The organism is Joostella sp. (assembly GCF_048266025.1).
Lineage (GTDB): Bacteria > Bacteroidota > Bacteroidia > Flavobacteriales > Flavobacteriaceae > Galbibacter > Galbibacter atrarenae.
The window spans coordinates 65,526-88,530 of record NZ_JBLXAF010000009.1; the positions used below are offsets into that span (position 1 = coordinate 65,526).

23 protein-coding genes are annotated in these 23,005 nt (G+C 32.3%); 12 read left to right on the forward strand and 11 right to left on the reverse strand.

Going from position 1 to position 23,005, the window contains the following annotated elements; translation table 11 throughout:
* Positions 1-21: 21 nt before the first annotated feature.
* From ACN0TY_RS14155 to ACN0TY_RS14165, 3 genes are all read left to right on the forward strand, one after another.
* The gene (locus tag ACN0TY_RS14155; RefSeq protein ID WP_417445012.1) at positions 22-1,068 is read left to right on the forward strand and encodes a COX15/CtaA family protein; all 1,047 of its coding nucleotides are present in this window, start codon (positions 22-24) and stop codon (positions 1,066-1,068) included.
* 115 nt (positions 1,069-1,183) lie between these two features.
* Positions 1,184-1,696: an IS1096 element passenger TnpR family protein gene (locus ACN0TY_RS14160; RefSeq protein WP_417445013.1), complete on the forward strand. Its 513-nt coding sequence runs from the start codon at positions 1,184-1,186 to the stop codon at positions 1,694-1,696.
* A 76-nt stretch (positions 1,697-1,772) separates the two neighbouring features.
* Positions 1,773-2,831 carry a nucleoid-associated protein gene (locus ACN0TY_RS14165; RefSeq protein WP_417445014.1) on the forward strand — a complete coding sequence of 353 codons (1,059 nt, stop codon included), beginning with the start codon at positions 1,773-1,775 and terminating at the stop codon, positions 2,829-2,831.
* 79 nt (positions 2,832-2,910) lie between these two features.
* Here the strand turns inward: ACN0TY_RS14165 and ACN0TY_RS14170 are convergent, their stop codons facing one another.
* The gene (locus tag ACN0TY_RS14170) at positions 2,911-4,059 is read right to left on the reverse strand and encodes a cysteine desulfurase family protein (protein ID WP_417445015.1); all 1,149 of its coding nucleotides are present in this window, start codon (positions 4,057-4,059) and stop codon (positions 2,911-2,913) included.
* Between the two features lie 93 nt (positions 4,060-4,152).
* Here ACN0TY_RS14170 and ACN0TY_RS14175 point away from each other — a divergent pair, with 93 nt between their 5' ends.
* Positions 4,153-5,061: a hypothetical protein gene (locus ACN0TY_RS14175; protein WP_417445016.1), complete on the forward strand. Its 909-nt coding sequence runs from the start codon at positions 4,153-4,155 to the stop codon at positions 5,059-5,061.
* Between the two features lie 4 nt (positions 5,062-5,065).
* Here the strand turns inward: ACN0TY_RS14175 and ACN0TY_RS14180 are convergent, their stop codons facing one another.
* Both ACN0TY_RS14180 and ACN0TY_RS14185 read right to left on the reverse strand, forming a co-directional pair.
* Positions 5,066-5,617 (reverse strand): Smr/MutS family protein, encoded by a 552-nt coding sequence (locus tag ACN0TY_RS14180; RefSeq protein WP_417445017.1) that lies wholly within the window; start codon positions 5,615-5,617, stop codon positions 5,066-5,068.
* Positions 5,610-5,837 (reverse strand): hypothetical protein, encoded by a 228-nt coding sequence (locus ACN0TY_RS14185; RefSeq protein WP_417445018.1) that lies wholly within the window; start codon positions 5,835-5,837, stop codon positions 5,610-5,612. The genes ACN0TY_RS14180 and ACN0TY_RS14185 overlap by 8 nt, the downstream gene beginning before the upstream one ends.
* 106 nt (positions 5,838-5,943) lie before the next feature.
* Between ACN0TY_RS14185 and ACN0TY_RS14190 the strand changes: the two genes are divergently transcribed.
* Both ACN0TY_RS14190 and ACN0TY_RS14195 read left to right on the forward strand, forming a co-directional pair.
* Entirely contained in the window at positions 5,944-6,243 is a 300-nt protein-coding gene (locus tag ACN0TY_RS14190; RefSeq protein WP_236958554.1) for a DUF2752 domain-containing protein, read from the forward strand.
* Positions 6,244-6,258: 15 nt separating this feature from the next.
* Positions 6,259-6,582 (forward strand): CCC motif membrane protein, encoded by a 324-nt coding sequence (locus ACN0TY_RS14195; RefSeq protein WP_236958555.1) that lies wholly within the window; start codon positions 6,259-6,261, stop codon positions 6,580-6,582.
* A gap of 86 nt (positions 6,583-6,668) precedes the next feature.
* Here the strand turns inward: ACN0TY_RS14195 and rocD are convergent, their stop codons facing one another.
* The 3 genes from rocD to ACN0TY_RS14210 all read right to left on the reverse strand — a co-directional run bounded on the left by rocD (position 6,669) and on the right by ACN0TY_RS14210 (position 9,463).
* Positions 6,669-7,913 (reverse strand): ornithine--oxo-acid transaminase, encoded by a 1,245-nt coding sequence (gene rocD, locus ACN0TY_RS14200; RefSeq protein WP_417445019.1) that lies wholly within the window; start codon positions 7,911-7,913, stop codon positions 6,669-6,671.
* Positions 7,914-8,079: 166 nt separating this feature from the next.
* Complete coding sequence (locus ACN0TY_RS14205; RefSeq protein ID WP_236958557.1) at positions 8,080-8,880, reverse strand: TIGR00266 family protein; 801 nt, start codon at positions 8,878-8,880, stop codon at positions 8,080-8,082.
* A 118-nt stretch (positions 8,881-8,998) separates the two neighbouring features.
* Positions 8,999-9,463, reverse strand: coding sequence for a DUF4442 domain-containing protein (locus ACN0TY_RS14210; RefSeq protein WP_417445020.1), 465 nt, complete (start codon positions 9,461-9,463; stop codon positions 8,999-9,001).
* A gap of 194 nt (positions 9,464-9,657) precedes the next feature.
* Between ACN0TY_RS14210 and ACN0TY_RS14215 the strand changes: the two genes are divergently transcribed.
* From ACN0TY_RS14215 to ACN0TY_RS14240, 6 genes are all read left to right on the forward strand, one after another.
* Positions 9,658-10,128, forward strand: coding sequence for a DUF4870 domain-containing protein (locus tag ACN0TY_RS14215; protein ID WP_417445021.1), 471 nt, complete (start codon positions 9,658-9,660; stop codon positions 10,126-10,128).
* A 131-nt stretch (positions 10,129-10,259) separates the two neighbouring features.
* Complete coding sequence (locus tag ACN0TY_RS14220; protein WP_008614155.1) at positions 10,260-10,583, forward strand: PadR family transcriptional regulator; 324 nt, start codon at positions 10,260-10,262, stop codon at positions 10,581-10,583.
* An 11-nt stretch (positions 10,584-10,594) separates the two neighbouring features.
* Positions 10,595-12,262, forward strand: coding sequence for a PspC domain-containing protein (locus ACN0TY_RS14225; protein ID WP_417445022.1), 1,668 nt, complete (start codon positions 10,595-10,597; stop codon positions 12,260-12,262).
* Between the two features lie 43 nt (positions 12,263-12,305).
* Positions 12,306-13,007: a head GIN domain-containing protein gene (locus ACN0TY_RS14230; protein ID WP_417445023.1), complete on the forward strand. Its 702-nt coding sequence runs from the start codon at positions 12,306-12,308 to the stop codon at positions 13,005-13,007.
* A gap of 184 nt (positions 13,008-13,191) precedes the next feature.
* The gene (locus ACN0TY_RS14235; protein ID WP_417445024.1) at positions 13,192-14,202 is read left to right on the forward strand and encodes a dipeptide epimerase; all 1,011 of its coding nucleotides are present in this window, start codon (positions 13,192-13,194) and stop codon (positions 14,200-14,202) included.
* Position 14,203: 1 nt separating this feature from the next.
* Positions 14,204-15,241, forward strand: a complete 1,038-nt coding sequence (locus ACN0TY_RS14240; RefSeq protein ID WP_417445025.1) for an aminotransferase class I/II-fold pyridoxal phosphate-dependent enzyme — start codon at positions 14,204-14,206, stop codon at positions 15,239-15,241.
* Between the two features lie 63 nt (positions 15,242-15,304).
* On the opposite strand, the gene ACN0TY_RS14245 is transcribed toward ACN0TY_RS14240, so the two are convergent.
* From ACN0TY_RS14245 to coaE, 5 genes are all read right to left on the reverse strand, one after another.
* Positions 15,305-16,807: a SusD/RagB family nutrient-binding outer membrane lipoprotein gene (locus ACN0TY_RS14245; protein ID WP_417445026.1), complete on the reverse strand. Its 1,503-nt coding sequence runs from the start codon at positions 16,805-16,807 to the stop codon at positions 15,305-15,307.
* A 12-nt stretch (positions 16,808-16,819) separates the two neighbouring features.
* Positions 16,820-19,840 (reverse strand): SusC/RagA family TonB-linked outer membrane protein, encoded by a 3,021-nt coding sequence (locus ACN0TY_RS14250; RefSeq protein WP_417445027.1) that lies wholly within the window; start codon positions 19,838-19,840, stop codon positions 16,820-16,822.
* Positions 19,841-20,046: 206 nt separating this feature from the next.
* The gene (locus ACN0TY_RS14255; RefSeq protein ID WP_236958568.1) at positions 20,047-20,763 is read right to left on the reverse strand and encodes a response regulator transcription factor; all 717 of its coding nucleotides are present in this window, start codon (positions 20,761-20,763) and stop codon (positions 20,047-20,049) included.
* 6 nt (positions 20,764-20,769) lie between these two features.
* Entirely contained in the window at positions 20,770-22,341 is a 1,572-nt protein-coding gene (locus ACN0TY_RS14260) for a sensor histidine kinase (protein WP_417445028.1), read from the reverse strand.
* A gap of 78 nt (positions 22,342-22,419) precedes the next feature.
* The gene (gene coaE / locus ACN0TY_RS14265) at positions 22,420-23,004 is read right to left on the reverse strand and encodes a dephospho-CoA kinase (RefSeq protein ID WP_417445029.1); all 585 of its coding nucleotides are present in this window, start codon (positions 23,002-23,004) and stop codon (positions 22,420-22,422) included.
* Between the last annotated feature and the right edge of the window lies 1 nt (position 23,005).

Here is a 23,005-nt window from a genome sequence, read left to right on the forward strand (position 1 = left end):
TAATTCTGAACCTTTTAAAAAGTGAAAAAAAACTTTAGAAAAATAGCAAAAGTAACACTTGTTTTAGTGTATTTAGTAATCATTGCTGGTGCTGTGGTTAGGATGACAGGAAGCGGAATGGGATGTCCAGATTGGCCAAAATGTTTTGGGTACTATATCCCACCAACAGAAATTTCACAATTAGAATGGCAACCTGAAAGAGACTTTAAAAAAGGACAAGTAATTATTGTTGATGAGTCTTTAAAGATAGCCAAAGAAGATTTCACCACAGGAGATAAATATTCAGAATCTCATTGGGAAACATATACAAAACACGATTATGCTATTTTTAATCCATCACATACTTGGGTAGAATATATAAATAGATTATTTGGAGCTTTAGCAGGTTTCGGAACACTTATTTTGGCATTCGCTTCAATTAGCTACTGGAAAAAAAATAAATGGATCCCTATTTTAGCATGGCTCACTATTTTTGGAATGGGATTCCAAGCATGGCTGGGAGCTACCGTAGTTTACTCTTTACTCGCTCCCGTTAGAATAACGCTTCATATGGTAATGGCGCTCGTAATTGTTGCTTTTATTTTAATTATAATCTACCAAACAAAAGAAAGAAAAGAACGTCTTAAGTTCAATAAGTCATTCTCAGCAATGCTCTTAGCTGCACTTATTCTTACACTTGTTCAAATTGTGTTAGGAACACAAGTCCGCCAATTTATAGATGAACAATCTGATGTTTTTGGAGATATGTCAAAAAATTTATGGCTTTCAAATCCGGAAATCGACTTTTATATCCATAGAACTTTATCAATCCTTGTTTTACTGGTAAATCTATATTTATACATCAGAAACAAAAAATTAAATCTTGGTTACACAAAAGTAAACTGGGTTCTTATCTTTATTATTTTAGAAATTATTACAGGGATAGCCATGTATTATTTAGACTTCCCATTTGGTAGTCAGGCTTTACATTTGGTCATCGCTTCTATACTATTTGGAATACAATTTTATTTACTAATTGAAGCACGTGCAAACAAAAACCAACTTACTCAAGACAAGGTTGTAAGATAAATACATAAGAAATCGCAGTAAATTACGTTAGAAAATCAACTACGGAATTAACCGCTTCTTAGTGGAATTCAATTGAAATCTTTGTACCTTGCAGCACGCTGAAAAATTAGAATTAATGATCTATAAATTTAGAATTATACTCGATTTAGAAGAAGATGTATTTCGAGATATTGAAGTAGAAGGAAATAACACACTTGAAGATTTTCATAATGCCGTTTCTCAAGCTTTTGGCTTCGACGGAACTGAAATGGCTTCATTTTATGTAAGTGATGAAGAGTGGAATCAAGGGGAAGAAATAGCCCTTTTTGATATGAGTGAAAGCGGAAGCGAAGTAAAGCTGATGGCTGAAACTCATATTGAGGATCTATTGGATGAAAACAATAGAAACTTAATTTATGTATATGACTTTTTTAGCATGTGGACCTTCTTCGTTGAACTTGCTGATATCGCAGAAAAAGAAGACGGAAATACATATCCTAATTTACTTTATGTGCACGGACAGTTACCAGACGCTCCTCCTGTGAAAAAGTTTGAAGCAGAAGATCTATCTGATGGTGAAGATGATGATATGGACGATCTTGATATCGATGATTTCGATAATTATGATTTTGATCAGAACTGGAATTAATTCTGATAGTATTTAACCCCTATTTTGAAGTTTACCGTAAACTTCATATTTCTAATTTTAAATTTCAACTTAAAAAATGATCAATTTATATCCAACACAAATTGAAAGTCTTTCTATTCATAGAATTGGTAATAAAAGTAAGGAAGAAGGTACTTTTTTCTCTGAAGAACCATACCGTTTAAATGATGAAATTACGGGACTTTTAAAAGAATATTTTTTCAAACCTTTCCGTGAGAAAGAAGAAAATTATTACCGTTTTGATCATGAAGTAGACTTAGAATATAACGAATTGTATAGCATGGCTTCTGAGATATTTGAAGATCCAGCTAGCATTCATAAAATATCTAAAAGCATAGCTACACATTTATACGATCAATCAAATCATCCGCACATTAAAAGTGGAGAAATTTATACTGCTTATCTATCCGAAGTTGTTTTAGACAATGAAAAGGTAGATGCTATTGGAATCTTCAAGTCTGAATTAAAGCACGATTTCTTAGAGTTTGAAGAAAAAGGCATGAATTTAGAAATTTTAATCCGTCAAGGAATTAATATCAATAAACTAGATAAAGGTTGCCTTATTATCAACTCAAATAAAGAAGAAGGTTTTAAAATTCTTTCTATTGACAGCAACCGTTACGATACTAAGTATTGGTTAGAAAACTTTTTAAGTGTTGATGCTTTAACAGATGAAACTTTTTTCACTAAAAAGTATTTAAAATTCTGTCAAGATTTTGCTAAAGACGTAGTATTACCTGCTGAAGACAAAAAAGAAGAGGTTATGTTTATGAATCGTGCAGTAAATCATTTTGCTAAAAATGACGATTTTGAAGAGACAAGCTTTTTAAATGAAGTGATGGATAACCCTAATTTGATTCCTGAATTTAAAAATTACAAAACAGAAAAAGGTCCTAAATATAGCATCGAAGATGTTTCTTCTTTTCCTATTGCAAACAAAGCCGTTTCTGATGCTCGTAAGAAAATTAAAAACGTCATCAATCTAGATACTAATATTCAGATAAAAATGGATTTTATAAACCCTGAATCAGCAGAGAAATTTGTTGAAAAAGGTTGGGATGAAGAGAAACAAATGTACTACTACTTAGTATATTTCAACAAAGAACAAAAGAGCTAAAAGAAGAAGCTTTTCAAAATAAAAAAGGTTCCTAGATTTAAAATTTAGGAACCTTTTTTTATGACTTAAAAGTAAGAAATTAACTATTAGCAAACTCCTTTAAGCAAGCTACAACATAGTCCAACTCTTCTTTCGTATTATATTTTGAGAATGAAAACCTAACAGAAGGTCTTTTAGCATCGTCATCATTTAAAATCTCATTAAGAACATGAGATCCTGAAGCACTTCCACTTTGGCAAGCACTCCCTTTAGAACAAGCAATTCCCTTGATATCTAATTGAAACAACAACAATGCTCCCTTTTCTTCACTTAGTGGCAAGCAAGCATTTACTAAAGTATATGTACTCTTTTCTTTAAAAGCACAGTTTCCATTAAATTTAACTCCTGGCAATGCTTTTTCAAGCGACTCCATAAAGTATTCTTTAAGTCCTGTTACATACTTTTGCTCTTCTTCTAAATTATCATATGCCTGGATAAAAGCCTCTTCTAAACCTACAATATTATGAAAAGGTTCTGTCCCAGCTCTAAAACCACGCTCCTGCTCTCCTCCATGTATGAGCTGTTTTATAGGAATATTCTTTCTGATAAACGCGAATCCAATTCCTTTAGGCCCATGGAACTTATGTGCAGCTGCTGTTATAAAGTCTACATTGGTCTCTTTAAGATCCCAATCCCAATGTCCAACCGATTGCACAGTATCTGAATGAAAAAAGGCATCATACTCCTTGCATAAATCAGCAAAAGCATTAATATCGATCATGTTTCCAATTTCGTTATTAACATGCATAAGACTTACTAAAGTTTTTGAATCATCTTCTTTTAGTAAGGTCTCTAAACTTTCAATACTTGGTGTCCCGCACTCATTTAAAGCTACATAAGAAACTTTTATTCCGTACTCTTCTTCCAATTGCTCTACAGTATGTAATACAGCATGATGTTCAATCTTAGAAGTTATAATATGTTTAATCTCTAAATCCCTTACTGCACAACGCAAAATCATATTATCAGCCTCTGTACCTCCAGAAGTAAAAATAATTTCAGAAGGACTCGCATTTAGTCGCTTTGCAATTGTCTTACGAGCTTTCTCTATTTGTGTTTTTGCCGATCTTCCAAAACTGTGTGTTGAAGATGGGTTTCCATAATACATTGCCAAAGCTTCTTGCATCTTTGCAATAACTTGCTCTCTTACCTGCGTAGTCGCAGCACTATCTAAATACACTTTTTGCATGGTCGCAAAAGTACTTTTATTTAAAATTATGCGCAATAAATTTCGTTATAACTTAGTATGTTTTACATTTGTTTAAGTTTTAAAAATATAGAGATGAGAAGAATATTCTTTTTTATTTTATTGGTTGCAATGGTTTCATGTGATGATGGAGATTTTGTTATTGAAAGTCTTGAATTTGATGATACAGATGTTGAAGCTTCTTGTGATGACACCACTCTATATAAAATTTCTGATAATGCTACAGAAGCCCTTATCATGGAAATCACTTCAAGTAGCATCGATTTATTTTCATTAGATACTTTAACTTACACTATAAATAACTCTACGAATAAAGTCCTTTATAGAATTTTTGATGATGAAGTTACAGATTCCTATTTCTGTCAGAACGTACCTCCTACTTCTCCTCTAGTAACTGAAGAATGGTATGCTCCTAGCGGAACTATTATAATTGTTACTACTTTAGAAGATGATGATTTAGATGGAGTTCCTACTGCAAATGAAGGAGTTGTTTATAATGAAGATGGTACCGTAAACGATGCTGAATCTAGAGATACTGATGGTGATGGATTTCCTGATTATATAGATAGAGATGACGATGGTGATAATGTTTTTACCGAAGATGAAATTGAAATAGACTCTAGTACTAATGTGGTAACCTACACCGATACAGATGGTGACGGGGTTGTTAATTACCTAGATAATGATGATGATGACGATATGGTGTTAACTATTGATGAAGATCTTAATGGTGATGGAAACCCAGCAAATGATGAAACTACAATTGATGGAGTATCAGTTAAGAATTATTTAACTCCAGCGGCTTCAACTGCCACTACAGATGTATTTGGTAGAAAGAAGAATGAATACCAATCTATTTACACTAGTGAAATAAAAATTATAGATGGTTTTCAACTACAAAATGGAGATGAAGAAATAAAGTTTGATATCGACGAGTATCTTTTTGGAACTGTAGAAAATACCATAAAAAATACAGAAAAATAGAATCTTAACCGTTTTGGAAGATATAGATTTCTGTAGCTCCTAATCCATAGGTTCTATAATCGGCATCATAATATTTAATGTTATCATAACGGCCAAATAGATATTCTAATTCGGTTCTGAGCACTCCTTGCCCTACTCCGTGAATAAAAACTACTTTTTGAATTCTATTTTTAATAGCAAACTCTAACTTATGCTTTGCAGTATCTACCTGTAGATTTAGCATATCAAAATTTGTCATCCCTTTTGTGGATTCTGTAAGCTTATGGATATGTAAATCCACTTCCATAGGTGGTACTACTTTTTCCATTTTTACAGATTTTTTCTTACGCTTCTCACCTTTTTGCTTTTCAGAAACGGCATGAAAAACATCCATGTTAGTCACTTTCAACTCGTTCTCATTGCTTATCCTAACCAACTCCCTTTCCTCAAATTCCATAGGAAATCCATCTGTTGTTCGTATAAAAACAGACTTCCCTTCCAATTTAACAACTTCTCCCTTTATAGCATCATCAAGAACCTCAACAGCATCTCCTATTTTAAACTTTACTTTATTCATCTTTTAAATGATCTTCTAGACTTTTCGTATCATTCTTCTTTACATCATCTTTATCCTCTTTAGGATTGTCTTTAACCCATAATTGTGTAGAACGATAAAGACCAAACATCATTAATACAAAACCTAATATTTTAAAGTATTTATCGTAATCCGACTGATCATTAAACATAAAAACCAGCACCGCTCCAATGATAATACACAAAAAAGAAATTAACTTCATTATAAATATTTTATCTATTAAGATGACAAAAATAATACATTGAAACAAGTTAGGTTTAAGAACTTTTTAATAAGTTTACATTTGTTTCATAGCTACTAAAAAATTTATGCCGTTTTTATTACTTACAAACATTGAAGATTATATGCTCCCATGCCTTAATAAAAAATTATTAGGGATAGAATGTTTAGGCTGTGGCATGCAACGTTCTGTCCTATTAATCTTTAAAGGTGAATTTTTAGCAGCTTTTAAAATGTATCCAGCCATTTATCCATTAATTGCTTTTATTACTTTCCTTGCACTTTCAGCTTTTATAAACATAAAGTATATCGGAAAGATAAAAGCAGGCTTGGCTATACTCACTATTTCTACAATAATAATTAACTATCTTATAAAAATTATCAATTAACTTTAATTAAACATTATGGAAAGACAAAAACTGAATCCAACTATCACTTATGTATTATCTATACTAGGTTTCTTATGTTGCTGTTTTGTTGGAATTGGATTTATTCCTGCTGGAATTGCCTATTTTATAGCGAACAAAAAAATCAAAGAAGCTGAACTAAATCCTGAAGAATATGATAATGTAGCTGGAATGCGTACTGCTAAGACAGTAGCATTGGTCGTTTTAATAATAAACTTATTATACCTTGCTTATTCTATTTATCAAATTTCTACTGTTGGTTGGGAAGAAATACAACTACAGCAGCAAGAAATAATAGAACAATGGGGAATAGAGCAATAGACCTCTAATCACTATAAATTAAAAAGGCTACTCGCAAAAATGATAATTTTGTGAGTAGCCTTTTCTTTTGAAAAAGAATTTTTCTGTTACTTTTCGAAGTTCTTAAGCGTTTTAATTATGATAGAAATACAATCGTTTAATTGATCTTCTGTCATTACTAACGGTGGTGCAAAACGGATAATATTACCATGTGTTGGTTTTGCTAACAAACCATTTTCTTTTAAAGCCATACATATATCCCAAGCCGTAGAACTATCTTCTGTATCATTGATAACTATTGCATTAAGCAATCCTTTACCTCGAATTAATTTAACAATATTACTTGTATCAATATATTTCTGAAGTTCGCTACGAAATAACTGCCCGAGTTTATCGGCATTTTTTGCTAACTTTTCATCCTTAACAACCTCCAATGCTTCCATTGCCACAACAGCTGCTACAGGATTTCCTCCAAAAGTACTTCCGTGTTGTCCAGGCTTTATAACCTCCATTATTTCATCGTTTGCTAAAACGGCACTAACGGGATATACACCTCCACTGATAGCCTTTCCTAAGATTAGCATATCTGGCTTTACATTTTCATGATCTACGGCTAGTAACCTTCCAGTTCTTGCTATTCCTGTTTGTATTTCATCAGCAATAAATAAAACACCATATTCTTTACATAACTCTCTTGCTTTTGTAAGATACCCTTCTGAAGGAACATAAACTCCTGCTTCTCCTTGAATTGGTTCTACTAAAAACCCAGCTACGTTACTATTCTCTTTCAATGTTTTTTCAAGAGCTTCTGTATTATCGTAAGGTATTTTTAAGAATCCTGGTGTATAAGGTCCAAAATTATTTCTTGCTCCTTCATCATTAGAAAAAGAAATAATTGTTGTGGTACGACCATGAAAATTATTCTCACAAACAATAATCTGGGCTGCTTCTTCTGCTATACCTTTCTTTTCGTATGCCCATTTTCTACATATTTTGATTGCTGTCTCTACAGCTTCTGCTCCCGTATTCATTGGAAGGAGTTTATCAAAACCAAAATATGATGTTGCATATTTTTCAAATACACCCAACACATCATTATAAAAAGCACGTGATGTTAGCGTAAGCGTTTTTGCTTGCTCCATCATAGCATTTATAATTCTCGGGTGACAATGTCCTTGATTTACAGCTGAATATGCTGATAAAAAATCGTAGTATTTTTTTCCTTCGGCGTCCCACATATATATACCTTCTCCCTTGCTTAATACCACAGGAAGTGGATGATAATTGTGCGCACCATGCTTGTTTTCTAAAGCAATTGCTTCTTCTGAAGTTAATTTTTCCAAAACTGCCATTCTGAAATCGAAATTTAAAAATTGAAACTTTACAATTCCTTCTTACGGAGAGAAATCATCCATGCAGTGCTTGCAAATTACGAAATATTTTGACGATACTCAAAAAGAGAATTTCTATTTAGTTTCAACGAAAAAAATATTTGGAAATTAACTTCTATAGAAATCCTTAAAATCTATTGTCTCCATCTAGCATATCTCCTAAGCCACCAAGAATACTACCTTCTCCTCTATCTTTCCCTCCTTGTCTTGGAGCAGCAGCAAAAACGCGACTTGCTAATCTGCTAAATGGTAAAGATTGGATATACACTACCCCTGGACCGCGAAGACTGGCAAAAAAGAGACCTTCACCACCAAAAACGGTATTTTTTATCCCTCCAATAAATTCTATATCGTAATCTATATCTTTAGTGAAGCCAACAATACAGCCTGTATCCACTTTTAGAACCTCCCCAGCAGCCAACTCTCTTCTTGCTAATGTTCCTCCAGCATGAACGAAAGCCATTCCATCTCCTTCTAATTTTTGCATTATAAATCCTTCTCCCCCAAAGAATCCACGTCCTAGCTTTTTAGAAAACTCTACTCCTACAGAAACTCCTTTAGCAGCGCATAAGAAAGCATCTTTCTGACAAATAAATTTACCTTGATATTTAGTTAAATCTATTGGAATAATTTTCCCAGGATAAGGAGATGCAAAACTCACTTTCTTTTTTTGTGAATCAATATTTAGAAAAGCCGTCATAAATAAACTCTCCCCTGTAAGCAATCTTTTCCCTGCTGAAAAAAGCTTTCCTAAAACTCCTCGATCTTGATTAGAACCATCTCCAAAAATGGTATCCATTTTTAGTCCAGTATCCATCATCATAAAGCTTCCTGCTTCTGCAACTACTGCTTCTTGTGGATCTAACTCTATCTCCACATATTGCATTTCCTCTCCGTATATCTGATAATCAATTTCGTGTGCTGTCATAGTTTTTAGTTTTTTGGTTTATTTATATGTAGCTAAAAATATAAAATTGTTACATGTACAAAGTTTCTTAATCATTTTAATAACCAATTCTATAAACCCACCAAAATGCTTTCAAACATTACTTTTTTGGACTCTTCACTCTTACAGTCCATTCAAAATCAAAAGTAGATACTACATCTCCAGCTTCATCTTTCCCTACAGATTGCATCCAAAAAGTCTGTCCTTTTCCAGTGGCTATTGTATTCTTAATTGCTTCATCTATTAAATGACCATCATTACACTCAAAAGTAATTCTTCCTGTTGCTTTCTTCGAAAAATTAGCTTTATTATTTGCTACTAACATAGATATTTTAGCTTTCTCTTCTTTTATCTTACCGATAACAATTGCCCCTGTAGATAATTCTGCAGCCATACCCTGTATCGCCCAAAACATAGAATTAAATGGATTTTGATTAATCCAACGATGTTTTACTGTGGTTGTGCAACTTGTATCACTTATAGATAACACTCTTACCCCACATAACCATGCAGATGGTAACTTTAACATTGAAAACTTATTTAATTGTGACGCCGTCAACTTCATTTTAATCGAATTTAGAGGTGTAATTTATTCATTAATAATCAAATTACATACTATTTAACATTCTTAATTTTTTGTTAAATATTAGTACTATGTTTTGCATAATACCTTTTTTTAAACATATATTTGCATTAACAATTAGTAGGTTATATATTTTCTTACTAAAAACAATCATCAATCAAATCAAAAAAACGAACATGGACGCATCCATTAACAAACATCAAAAGAACGTATCTGCAGTAATACATCTGTCTACTTTCTCAAAGTATTTTATCCCATTCGGGAATTTTATCATTCCCCTACTCATCTGGACATCTAATAAAGACAAATGGGAATTTATAGATGAAAATGGAAAACAGGTAATTAATTTCCAGATTAGCATTTTACTTTACAGTATTATATTGGGTATTATAATGATTCCGATAGTGCTATTTACCGCATGGGAGTTTGTAGGATTTACAAACATCTTAGAACACAACAGTCATAATATTGATTTTAACTTTGACCATATTTCAGGGTTCGGAATAAACGCAGGGCTAATTGGAATAATAGCACTGTTAGGAATCGGACTATTAATCATGGATATTTTTTGCACTATTATCGCAACAATAAGAGCCAACGATGGCTTGCTGTATAAATATCCCTTAACTATTAAATTTATTAAATAAGTATCCAAACAAGGAGAAACACAAAACATCAAGCATAAAATCTCACTTAGTGAGTCATCAATCAAATCAATTAATTCCACTTTGGTGGACAATCAAAAAACGAACCGTTTAACAAAAAGTATCATGAAACCATGAATATAGAGAACACAAAAGCACAAATGCGAAAAGGGGTTTTAGAATACTGTATTTTATCCATCATTGAGAATGAAGATAAATATGCATCAGAAATTCTTGAAACTCTAAAAGACGCAAAAATGCTTGTAGTAGAAGGAACAATATATCCACTATTAACAAGGCTTAAAAACGCAGGGTTATTAAGTTACCGTTGGGAGGAGTCCACTTCTGGGCCTCCGCGTAAATATTACACCCTAACCGAGAATGGCAAACTATTTTTAAAAGAGCTTAACACCACTTGGGATGAGCTAAGAAACGCAGTTAACCTGGTAACAAAATAAAAACACTAACAATGAATAAGACAATCAACATAAATCTGGCAAATACCTTCTTTTATATAGATGAGGATGCCTATCTAAAATTACAGCGCTATTTAGATGCTATTAAACGCTCGTTCACTGATTCTCAAGGAAAATCTGAAATTATTGCTGATATAGAAGCTCGAATTTCGGAACTATTCACGGAAAGATTACAACACGAAAGACAAGTTATAACTACAAAAGAAGTAGATGAGATTATAACTATTATGGGGCAACCTGAAGACTATCTAGTAGATGAAGAAATCTTTGAAGATGAACCTAAGTCAAGTAAATCGTACACAAGAAAACCTCATAAGCAATTATTTAGAGACGTTGATAATAAATATATTGGCGGTGTATGTGCTGGTATGAGCTACTATTTAGGAATCGATGCCCTTTGGGTAAGATTGCTATTTATTCTAACTACAATATTATCTGGTTTTGGAATTTTAGTTTATATCCTATTTTGGATTCTAGTTCCGGAAGCTACAACAACAGCGCAGAAAATAGCAATGACTGGAGAACCTGTTAATATTAGTAACATCGAAAAAAAAATTAAAGAAGGCTTCGATGAAGTTACTGAAAAAGTAAAGAGTGTAGATTATGACAAAATGGGAGCGTCAGTAAAAAAAAATTCCAAAAATATTTTTGATTCGATTCTAAGTGTCATTATGTTCCTTTTTAGAGTAGTCGCTAAACTCATTGGAATTATTGTTCTTGTATTTGCAGCTACAGTATTAATAAGTTTACTAATTGGTCTTTTTACCGCTGGAACAATAGATTTATGGGGAGCGCAACCTTGGAGAGAATTTGTAGATATTACCATTGATGCGCCAGTTTGGCTCATTTCATTACTTTCTTTCTTTGCAGTTGGAATTCCTTTCTTTTTTCTATTCTATTTAGGATTAAAAATATTATTGAATAACTTAAACTCAATAGGAAACTTTGCAAAATTTACATTGCTTGGAGTTTGGTTATTATCAATTATTGGTCTTACTATTTTAGGAATAAGAACTGCATCTTCTTATAGCTTTGATGCAACAGCAACATATACCGAAGTATTAAATATTACAGAAAGTGATACACTTGAAATTAGAATTTTAGAAGCTGAAAATTTAAAGAATAGATATTATCGAGACTCTAATTTCGATATCATTATTGATGGAAATGAAAAAATGATCTATCGTGAAGATATGGCATTTTATATAAAGCAATCTCTAAATAATGAATCTCGAATTGAAATTGAAAAGAAATCACAGGGAAGCAATTATAAAGATGCTTTCAATAGAGCGGAAGCTATTGATTATTCTTTTAAAATAGAAAACAACACTCTGTTTTTAAACGATTACCTAACAACAGATTATGAAAATAAATTTAGAGATCAAGAAGTAGAAATCGTAATATATATTCCAGAAAACACAACGGTAAAATTCCATAACTCCACACGATATCATATCGATGGAAAGATTAAAAACAATCAAAACTACTATAGTAATGACCTTGCAAATCATAGCTGGAAAATGGATACCCTTGGTGTTTTAAACTGTCTAGATTGTCCTATTGAGGAAGAGGAAACTACAATTCCAACTGAAACAATTGATAGTATTATAAGTGAACAAGAGGATGTTATTATAAAAGATATAGTTAACGATAGCATTTAAAATCAATCATAACTAAACAACAATCAATCAAAAAACAACAATTATGAGCACATTAATCAAAGTATTTATAACATTACTTATTGCTATTTTCTTTACGTCATGTAACTTTAATTTTCAAAATGGAGTCACAGGAAATGGAAATGTAATAAACCAGCAAAGAGAAATAAATCAATCTTTTGATGCAATTAAAGCTACTGAAGGAATCAATGTATTTGTAGCACAAGGAGCAGAAATATCAATAAAAGTTGAAGCTGATGAAAATATAATCGATCTAATCCGTACAGAGGTTAATAATGGAGCGTTAGTTATAGATACTAAAGAGCAAATCGGAAGAGTTTCTGCTAAAAAAGTTTATGTTACACTACCAGAAATAAGTGAATTAAAAAGCACTAGCGGAGGGAGTATAACTAGTATTGGAACTATCAATTCAGCTACTATTTCTTTGGATGCAAGCAGCGGTAGCGATATATATGTAGAATTACAATCTAAAGAAGTTACTGTGAATACAAGTAGCGGTGCAGAGATTGAGCTTTATGGGGTAACTAATATTTTGAAGGCCCATGCTAGTAGCGGTAGCGATATTAAAACCGAAAAGTTAAAAGCACATTTAGTAGAAGCACATGCTAGTAGTGGCGCAGATATTGATGTAAATGCTTCTGATGAAATTGCAATTCATAAGAGTTCTGGTGGCGATGTAGATTACATAGGGAGTCCAAAACGTGTGGAAAAAGTGAGTATTGATTAAATAACTACAGCTATATATTACTAAAAGTCAGTTAATACACTTGTATTGACTGGCTTTTTTATTAATAATATGCCTTTTAAAAGACGTAGATTTCCAACGTTAACACATCATTTTTAACTTCATTTTTAGTTCAAAAAATGTAAGAATACTAAAGCGTTTTATATCTTAGTCGAAAATTAATATTATGGAAGTTTCGTTAAAAAAATATGTCTTAGAATTAGAGCATACATTCAGTATTTCTCGTGAATCTCACGATTTTCAAGACAGTTTAGTTGTAGGATTATCTCTTGATGGAAAAACTGGTTATGGGGAAGCAACAGCCAATCCATATTATAAGATTACGGTAGCTTCTATGATGGAGGAAATTAAAGCAATCGAATCTGATATTAACGACTATAAATTAGAGAAACCTGAAGAATTTCATGCGTTTTTAAAAGAGAAAGGTCTTAGCAACTTTGCTATTTGCGCCTTAGATCTTGCCTGCCACGATTTATATGGTAAAATTTTAGGAAAACCATTACACGAAATCTGGGGAACATCTACAGATAGTTATCCGATTACCAATTATACTATCGGGATTGATTCCGTAGAAAAAATGGTTGAAAAGATGTTGGAGAAGCCATGGCCTCTATACAAAGTGAAGCTAGGTACCAATAATGATATCGAAATCGTAAAGCAACTTAGAGAAAATACAGATGCTATTTTTAGAATTGATGCTAATAATGCATGGACACCAGAGCAAACATTAGAATTTGCTCCACAATTAAAAGAACTTGGAGTAGAGTTTTTAGAACAACCTCTTCCTGCTGATAATTTAGAAGGCTACAAACAAATCATTGATAAATGTGTGCTTCCTATTATTGCTGATGAAAGCTGTATTGTAGAAGAAGATGTAGATAAATGTGCTGGCCACTTTACTGGCATAAATATTAAGCTTACAAAATGTGGTGGACTTACTCCTGCGTTACGTATGATAAAAAGAGGGAAAGAACTTGGACTAAAAGTTATGGTTGGTTGTATGACAGAATCTAGTGTTGGTATTTCTGCTATTGCTCAACTTACTCCACAATTGGATTATGTTGATATGGATGGTGCAATGCTTCTAAAACACGATATCGCTAAGGGAGTAGAAATCCTAGAAAGTGGTAAACTGATTTTTCCAACAACTGGAGGAACGGGTGTAACTCTATTATAAAATGATACACTTTGTAGAGGAATTTCCTGGAAGAATTATAAATACTGAAGAAGGCTCGTTTCACTATTTTGGTGGAACAGCCTATTTAGGTCTACAAACACATCCAGAGTTCCAGCAACTTTTTATTAAGAATATCACTAAATATGGCACCAATTACGGAGCTTCGAGAAAATCGAACATTAGGTTTTCTGTTTATAGTGAAGTAGAAACTTATCTAGCTAATTTAATAGGAAGTGAAAGCTGTGTAACCCTATCTTCTGGATATATGGCTTCGCAATTGGTAAGTCGTTTTTTTACTACTGAAGATTATACCTGTTACCACGCCCCTCTTACGCACGCATCTTTATTACAAATTGGACAAGAACCATTTGAAAGCTATAAACTTTTACAAGAAAAATTTAAGCAGAATTCAAAAGACACTACTCCTGTAATATTTCTTGATGCTATTGATTTTTTGGGGAATAATTATCCAGACTTTAGCTTCTTAACTGAAATAGACCTATCGAATACCATATTGGTTATAGACGACTCCCATGGCTTGGGAGTTCTCGGTGAAAAAGGAGAAGGTGTATATAAAATAGCCTCAAAACTGAATTCAAAAGAACTGATTGTTTGCGGTTCTTTAGGGAAAGGTTTTGGAGTTCAGGCAGGAGCAATTTTTGGGACTAAAAACAGCATTGAATCCCTTATAAATACTTCATTTTTTGGGGGCGCCTCTCCTGCTAGCCCAGCACCTGTTTCTACTATTTTAGAAGCTGAGAAGATTTATACTTCACAAAGAAAAAAATTAATAGAAAACGATGAATATTTAAGTAACAAGCTTGAAGATTCAACTTTTTTTACAAAAGTAGCTAAACATCCTACTTATACTTTTTTTGACGAGAAGCTTACAAAGCATCTTTTAGTTAATAATATTATAGTAACTAGCTTTAATTATCCAGAAGAAAACTCTCCATTAATGAGTAGAATTGTTGTTAGTGCTTATCATACTAAAGAGGACTTAGATTTTTTAGCTAAGGTTATAAAACTGTATAAATAAAAGAGGCTGTCTAAAAACTAATTAGACAGCCTCCCTTTTTTAAAATCAATATAAATTAAGTTTTTATTCTGATGTATTCCACCAAACAGGAGTAGTTAATCTCAATGCTGGATTATTATTCGGCATGTTTTCATAATTTCTATCCTCCTCATTGTATTCATACATCATCGCTTGTATCCAATCATTTTCATTAGGAAAAATATCAATATTTACATTTTCTGGTCTTTGGAGTCCTGGATACACTGAATCACTATAATCCATTCTCCTCATATCTACCCATGTCTCTGGGTTCAACATATTGGCAATATATTTTTGAACCATTATATGCGACAGACTAATGTTAGTAGTTCCTACTTCGGTGTCCAATGCTGTTAAATATGAATTCATATCAAGTGCATTTACATTAAGCTTTTTTAAATCTGCTTCGACTCCAAGCTTTAAAGCAGTATAGGCTCCCGCTCTATCTCCTGCTCTAAATTTAGCTTCAGCTTCTATAAACTTAACTTCACTAAATGTAAACATATATGTTGGAGAATCAGGACTAGTATAAAAACCTCCATTACCAATAGAATAATTATCATATGAATCACTATCAGTATCTACTCCAGCTCCAGTTCTCACACCATAATAACCACCATTAACGGCTTCCGGTACAATTATCTTCAAACGAGGGTCTTCCATAGGTGTAGAAAGTTGAAGTGGATTTTTTAATAAGTCTACAAAAAATTCTGAAAAGAAATCAATTCTAGAAGATCCATAACCATCTGCACTAAATGGTTGATTGGTATTCTCTGCTTCTCCTCCTGTAAATTGAACCAAAGCATTCTCTGCATTTGAAGCGAATGCTTTTTGACATAGATCTACTATTTCCTGCGAATTGTATGCTAAATCACCAGATGATTTTTTACTTAAGTGATTCATATATCTTGCTTTCAAAGCATATGCAAATTTGATCCATAAATCGTTATCACCTTCATACAAAACATCTCCTCCTTCTTTATTTAGATCAATTTCGCTTGTTTGATTTAACTCGTCAATTGCTTCATCCAACAAAGTGAATATTGTTTGATATGCCTCCTTCTGTGTCACAAACTTTGGAGTAAGATTCATTGAAGATTCACCGTCATATGTTTTATCAGTTACAATATCTCCATATTGATCTGTTGTCATTCCAAATATATATGCTCTTAATATTTTACCTACTGCGCTGTAGTTTGGAGAGTTATATTCTCTACCTAAAACTATTAAATCAGCTGTATTTGGTAGCGCATAAACGTAAGAATTCTGCCATAAAAAATAACTTCCTGTTGTTAAAAATGAACTCCATGTTTCTGAGTAATAATTAGCGACATTTTGAGAACCGTATTGCACTATTCCAAGTACTTCTCGCATTCCTCTATATTGTGCAGTTCCTGTAGTGTTCTCTATTGCTCCTTGTATTCTATATTGTGGTTCTAAAGAAGTTGTAGTAGGAGCTGTTTCAGAACTGTTCACGTCAAAATAATCATCTGAACACGACACCGTAGCTAACAACAAACCTGTATATATATAATTTAATATTTTCATTTTTATTTGTATTTAAAATGTGAATTTTAACCCTAAATCAAAACCTTTAGTGTTTGGAGTACCCAAATTATCTATGTATGTAGAACCTGCACCAGATATTCCTGCACCAAAAGTATTTACCTCTGGATCTACACCACTATAATCAGTAATTGTCAATAAATTTCTTCCTGTTCCATATAGTTCCAATGCTGATAATGAAAGCTTATCAGTCAAAGATTTTGGAAATTTATATGAAAGGGTAACATATCTTAAACGTGCAAATGATCCATCTTCAATAAAGTTATTAGAATTTAAAGAATAGTAATTTGTATAATAATTTTGATCTTTTGTAGAGGTAACCTCCCTTGGATTACCATCAACATCCACTCCAGTAAATGTTACTTGCTGACCTCTATCAAGTGTTTGCGGACTCTGACCATAATAAATCATAGCTGATTCTGTAGCGTTATAAATCTCTTGCCCCTGAACTATATCAAATAAAAATGACAACGAAACCCCTTTATAGCTAAAAGTATTTGTAATTCCTAATGTCCAATCTGGCATTCTACTAACATTAGTATAAGTTTGATCTGTCAAAACAGGCAGTCCACTTGAATCTATAATTATATTTCCATTATCATCTGTTAAGGGCTGCTTACCTCTAAGTCCAAATAAAGATCCATCTAAGATTGCTGCTCCGGCAGCTGAATTTCTAAATGTCCAGGAATCTGATAAATAAACTTCATTTAAAAAACCTGGTAAATCTTCAACTGTGCTTTCATTCATTCCAAAATTAAAATCTGCATTCCATGCTAAACCTCCTGCATTAGGTTTTAAAATCTGGGCAGAAAGAAGCGCTTCTATCCCCTGATTCTTGATAGACCCTCCATTTAAAGTAGCATAAAAAGTACCTGCTGTAGGCGGAACCCTTATATCTTTTAAAATTTGATTATCTGATAAACTATAATAGTAAGAAAACTCTAATGACAATCTGTTATTAAGAAACCTCATGTCTGCTCCTACTTCGTAACTATCTGTAAACTCTGGCTCTAAATTAGGGTTACCAACATTAACTCCATTCCATGCATATGCAGAACTAGCCGCTCCATTTAAATTTTTCCCTAAAGAACTTTCTAACGCTCCAATTGGTGCGTCTTTTCCTACTTTAGCCCAAGTTCCTCTTAACTTTAAATAATTAAGACCTCCATCAGATGAAATATTAAATAAATCACTTAAAACTGCTGATGCTCCAACAGATGGATAAAAGAAAGAACGTTTATCTGCTGGAAGTGTAGAAGACCAGTCGTTTCTCCCTGTTGCGGTTAAAAACAAAGCGTCTTTCCATCCTAATTTAAGCTCTCCAAATAAACCTACTATTCTCTTTCTTTGAATTACCTCATTAACGAGTTGATCTTCTTGAGCTACATTAGCAATACTATATATTCCAGGCGCTTGAAAGCCGTTTCCATAAGAATAAGTTGTTCGAATATCTAATTCTTCTACAGAATTACCCGCCATTGCATCTAATGTAAAGTCTTCTGATATTTCTTTGTTATACCTCAACAAAAGTGTAGAAGTAAGTCTAGAATGGTCTTTTTCAAATTGAGATATATAACCTTCCTCTCTATTCTCTACTAAAGAACCATCTCCAGTAATTTTTTTATTATACTCATTATAATCATCTGTCCCTACTCTATAGGTAAGGTTAAAATCATTTAAGAAATTATAATTCAAATTAATTACCCCTATCAAACGTCTTACATCATCTGTATTTGGACTATTATTTATACTCCAATAAGGATTGTCAAATTGTTGATCTTGAAAAAAAGTTTTCTGAGAACCATTTGGATTTAAATAATCACGAGCATTAACAGTAACGGGATAGGCTAATAAACTATTAAAACTTCCACCACTAGCATTTCCTTGTCTCGTACTTGATATTTTTGTGTTTATATAATTTCCAGATACTCCAATACTAAAATTTTTATTGAATTTTGAATTCGCATTAATTTTAAAAGAAGTCTTATCATAACTAGTGCTAGGAATAATTCCATCTTGAGAAATATCTCCAATTGAAAAATAAATATTACTTTTCTCACTACCTGTTGAATAACTAACATTATGATTTTGTGTAATTGCAGTTTTATAAAAATCATCAATATTTTTATAAATAGGAGTACCTGCTGCTATCTGTTCTCCCCATGAAAAAGAAGACTCTGGATTAATATCTCCATCAGCCTCTTCCTCTCCTTGTCCATACATTGTTTGAACATCTGGTGTTCCTAATATTTCATCTACAGAAAGTGAACCCGAATAACTAATTTTACTAACACCAGCTTTTCCTTTCTTAGTCGTAATAATCACAGCTCCATTGGACGCTTGAATACCATATAAAGCAGCTGCTGCTGGTCCTTTTAAAATTGAAATATTCTCTATATCCTCGGGATTAATATCCGAAGCTCTGTTTACACTCGCCACTTCTAAACTAGAGTTAGTTGAATTATCAATAGGAATACCATCTACAACAAATAACGGTTGATTATTACCTGTTATTGAGTTCCCTCCTCTAATTAAGATCACAGAAGAAGACCCTGGGGCACCACCAGAGTTAGAAATAGTAACTCCAGAAACTTTTCCTTGCAATCCATTCACCATATTATTTTGATTCCCTTCTAATAATTGCTCAGAAGATACTGCTTGAACAGAGTTACTTAAAGATTTTTTCTTAGCTGTTTCTCCAAGGGCTACAGATACAACTACTTCATCTAAACTAGTAGCATCTTCTTTCATAGAAACATTTATAGTAGAATTAGTACCTACTTGCTCCTTTACAGACACCATACCTACGTATGTAAACACTAAGACATCATCTGGTGTCGCATTAATTGTATAATTTCCGTCAAAATCAGTTGATGTACCATTCCTTGTTCCATCAACTATTATTGACACCCCTGGTAAGGGCGTTCCTCCAGCATCAGTTACTGTTCCACTAATATTTTGCGAATAAGCAAAACTAGTAAGTAACAATGAAATTGTTAATAAAAGTTGTTTCATAATATTTTTTAAGTTTTAGTAAAGAGTTAAAGTATCGAATAAAACTTAAAAATTTAACTTTTTTAACACCTTTTGTTAATTATTGTTAATCAGTGATTTACAGCTATCGATTAATAAATACTTAATTTAGACCTGTCTATTATGCGAAAAAAAAACCTCTAAATGATCACATTTAGAGGTTTTTTAAATTATTATTAGATATTTTTTTACTTCTCAGCTTCAGTTTTTACAACTAATCTAAATCCTTCACCATGAATATTCAATATTTCTACTTCGTCATCTTTCTTAAGATATTTACGAAGTTTTGCTATGTAAACATCCATACTTCGAGAAGTGAAATAATTATCATCTCTCCATATTTTCGTTAAAGCCAATTCTCTTGGCATTAAATCATTTTCATGAAGCGCTAGTAAACGTAATAATTCGTTTTCTTTTGGAGATAATTTTATAGGCTCTTCTTCTTTGTAAGTTAGGAAACGTAATTTAGAGTTTAAATGGAAGTTCCCTATAACAAATTCAAATTGCTTACTATCTGCTAAAGACTCTGTAGATTTACGCTGGATAATAGCTTTTATTTTGAATAATAAAACTTCAGAATCAAATGGTTTGTTTAAATAATCATCTGCTCCGACCTTATATCCTTTCAATACATCTTCTTTCATTGTTTTGGCTGTCAAGAAGATAATTGGAATATTCTCATCCTTTTCTCTAATCTCTTTTGCCAAAGTAAATCCATCTTTATAAGGCATCATTACATCTAAAATACATAAATCGTAATGATCTTTTCTGAATTTCTCATAACCTTCCATCCCATTTTTAGCTAGTGTTACATCAAAATCATTCATTGATAAATAATCTTTCAGTACGATTCCAAAATTGGGATCATCTTCTACTAATAAAATCTTTTTATTTACTGTTTCCATGCTTTTTTATATTAAAGGTAACTTTACGAAAAAGGTACTTCCTTTATCTTTTTCACTTTCGGCATAAACTTCGCCTTGATGATCCTCTACAATACTTTTTACATAAGCCAATCCTAATCCATGACCTTTTATATTATGTATGTTTCCTGTAGATTCTCTATAAAATTTTTCAAATATTCTTTTTAATACTGCTTTACTCATTCCCGCACCATTGTCGGTGATCTTAATAATAATACTATTCTTTACTATTTCAGTGTAGACATTTATTTCTGGGGTTTCTGGAGAATACTTATTAGCATTATCCATAATATTCACTAATATATTAGTTAGGTGAAAGTCATTTCCTAATATCTCACTTCTACTGGCGTCTAAATGTGTTTTTATATATCCGCCTCTGTTTTCTACCATAAGCTCTACATGCGCTATAGCTTCTTCTATTATGTCGTGAATATCTACCTTATCCTTACTAATATCCAACTGATTCTTTTCTAACTTAGAGATTCTTAGTACATTCTCTACTTGAGCATGCATTCTCTTATTTTCATCACGAATCATTTGTAGATATCGTTTTACTAAGTCTGAATCCTGAAAAGCTTTGGGGTTCTTCAAAGAATCTAATGCTAAATTTATAGTGGCAATTGGAGTTTTAAACTCATGCGTCATATTATTAATAAAGTCAGTTTTTATCTCCGAAATTTGCTTTTGCTTTATTAATTGATACAATGCACTAGAATATGCTACTAAAATTATGAGCGTAAAAACCACAGATAAAATAGCCATTTCTATGATAGAAGATATTAAAAATTTCTTCTTTTCAGGAAAACTAACTAATAAATCGTAATTACTATTACCATCATTATCAGTAAAAAGCGGTGTTTTATAGCGTGATATATCTAACTCTTTAAAGTTACTAGAACGTACTCTTGTAGCTAACCCTTTACTATAGATACCATATTCAAAATTAAGGTTTATCCCTCTGTCATTTAATTCTTGTTGGATTAAAAGCTCTATTTCTTGAGAAGTAACTCTTTTATGAATTGGAACTCTTTGCGCTGCTTCTTTAAAAACATCTTCAAACTGAGCTTTCTCTAAAGCAGAAAAACCACCAATCTTCTCAATCCTTTCCACTGGAGAATATACCTTCCCATCAATACCATACTCTTCTTTAAAAATCTGAGTAGTTCTCTTACTCGTGTAATTTTTAATCGTTGTAGTGTCTGTATTATTATTATCAAAGAACGTAGAAGATATGCCATAATCTTCTTCTAAAATTCCGTGGGAATAGATAAATGTTTCATTGCTATTCCTATCTTTTTCAACAAAAAAGAACTCTCTTAAATTAGACTCTTTCAATTCTCCTACGCTATCTCGTAACATAAGAAACCTATTAAAATAGTCTCTAATTTCTCTTCCCTCCAATTTATCCGAAACGGAGTTTAATACTTGAGAAATACTAGTAGAAAACTGTTCTTCCTTATCTTCTACTGCTGTCTTTATCCAATAACCTTGGACGAATATAATCCCCATTAAGGATAAACTCATCAAAATTACTAGAAGTATAAATAAGCGTCTACTCATTTAGTCAAAATTAAGGCTTTGTAATAAGGTATGTTAAGCATTTAACCTAACGTTAACAAAAATGTTAAAATTTTTGGTTCAAATACTTTTTTTAAGTATCATTTCGTGTATCTTCTCAACAATTTGTGAGGTCTCTTCTAAATCAATATTTTCTATAACAAAGTCAGATTTCTTAACTTTATCTTCTTCCTTCCATTGATTATTCATTCTTGCTTCTACCTCTTCTCTAGTTGTGTTATCACGCTTTAAAACTCGCTGTAAACGCACTTCCTTTGGAGCGGTCACCGTAATAACAAGGTCACATTGCTTATCTCCTCCTGTTTCAAATAATATGGCAACCTCTTTTATTACATAAGCTGCTTCCTGATTTTCATACCAGTCTTTAAAATGGGCACCAACTGCAGGATGGATTATAGCATTAAGTTTTTTTAATTTTTCAGGATCTGCAAAAACAATATCTGCGATATATTTTCTATTAGGTAAGTTATTATCGTAGGCTTTTTCACCAAACAAATCGATAATACGCTTACGTACATTGTCATTAGTTTCCATTAGGCTTTTCGCCTCTACATCAGCAATAAAAACAGGAACATCAAGTTTTTTAAATAGAGAAGCTACTGTAGACTTACCACTTCCTATACCTCCTGTTAATCCTACTATCATA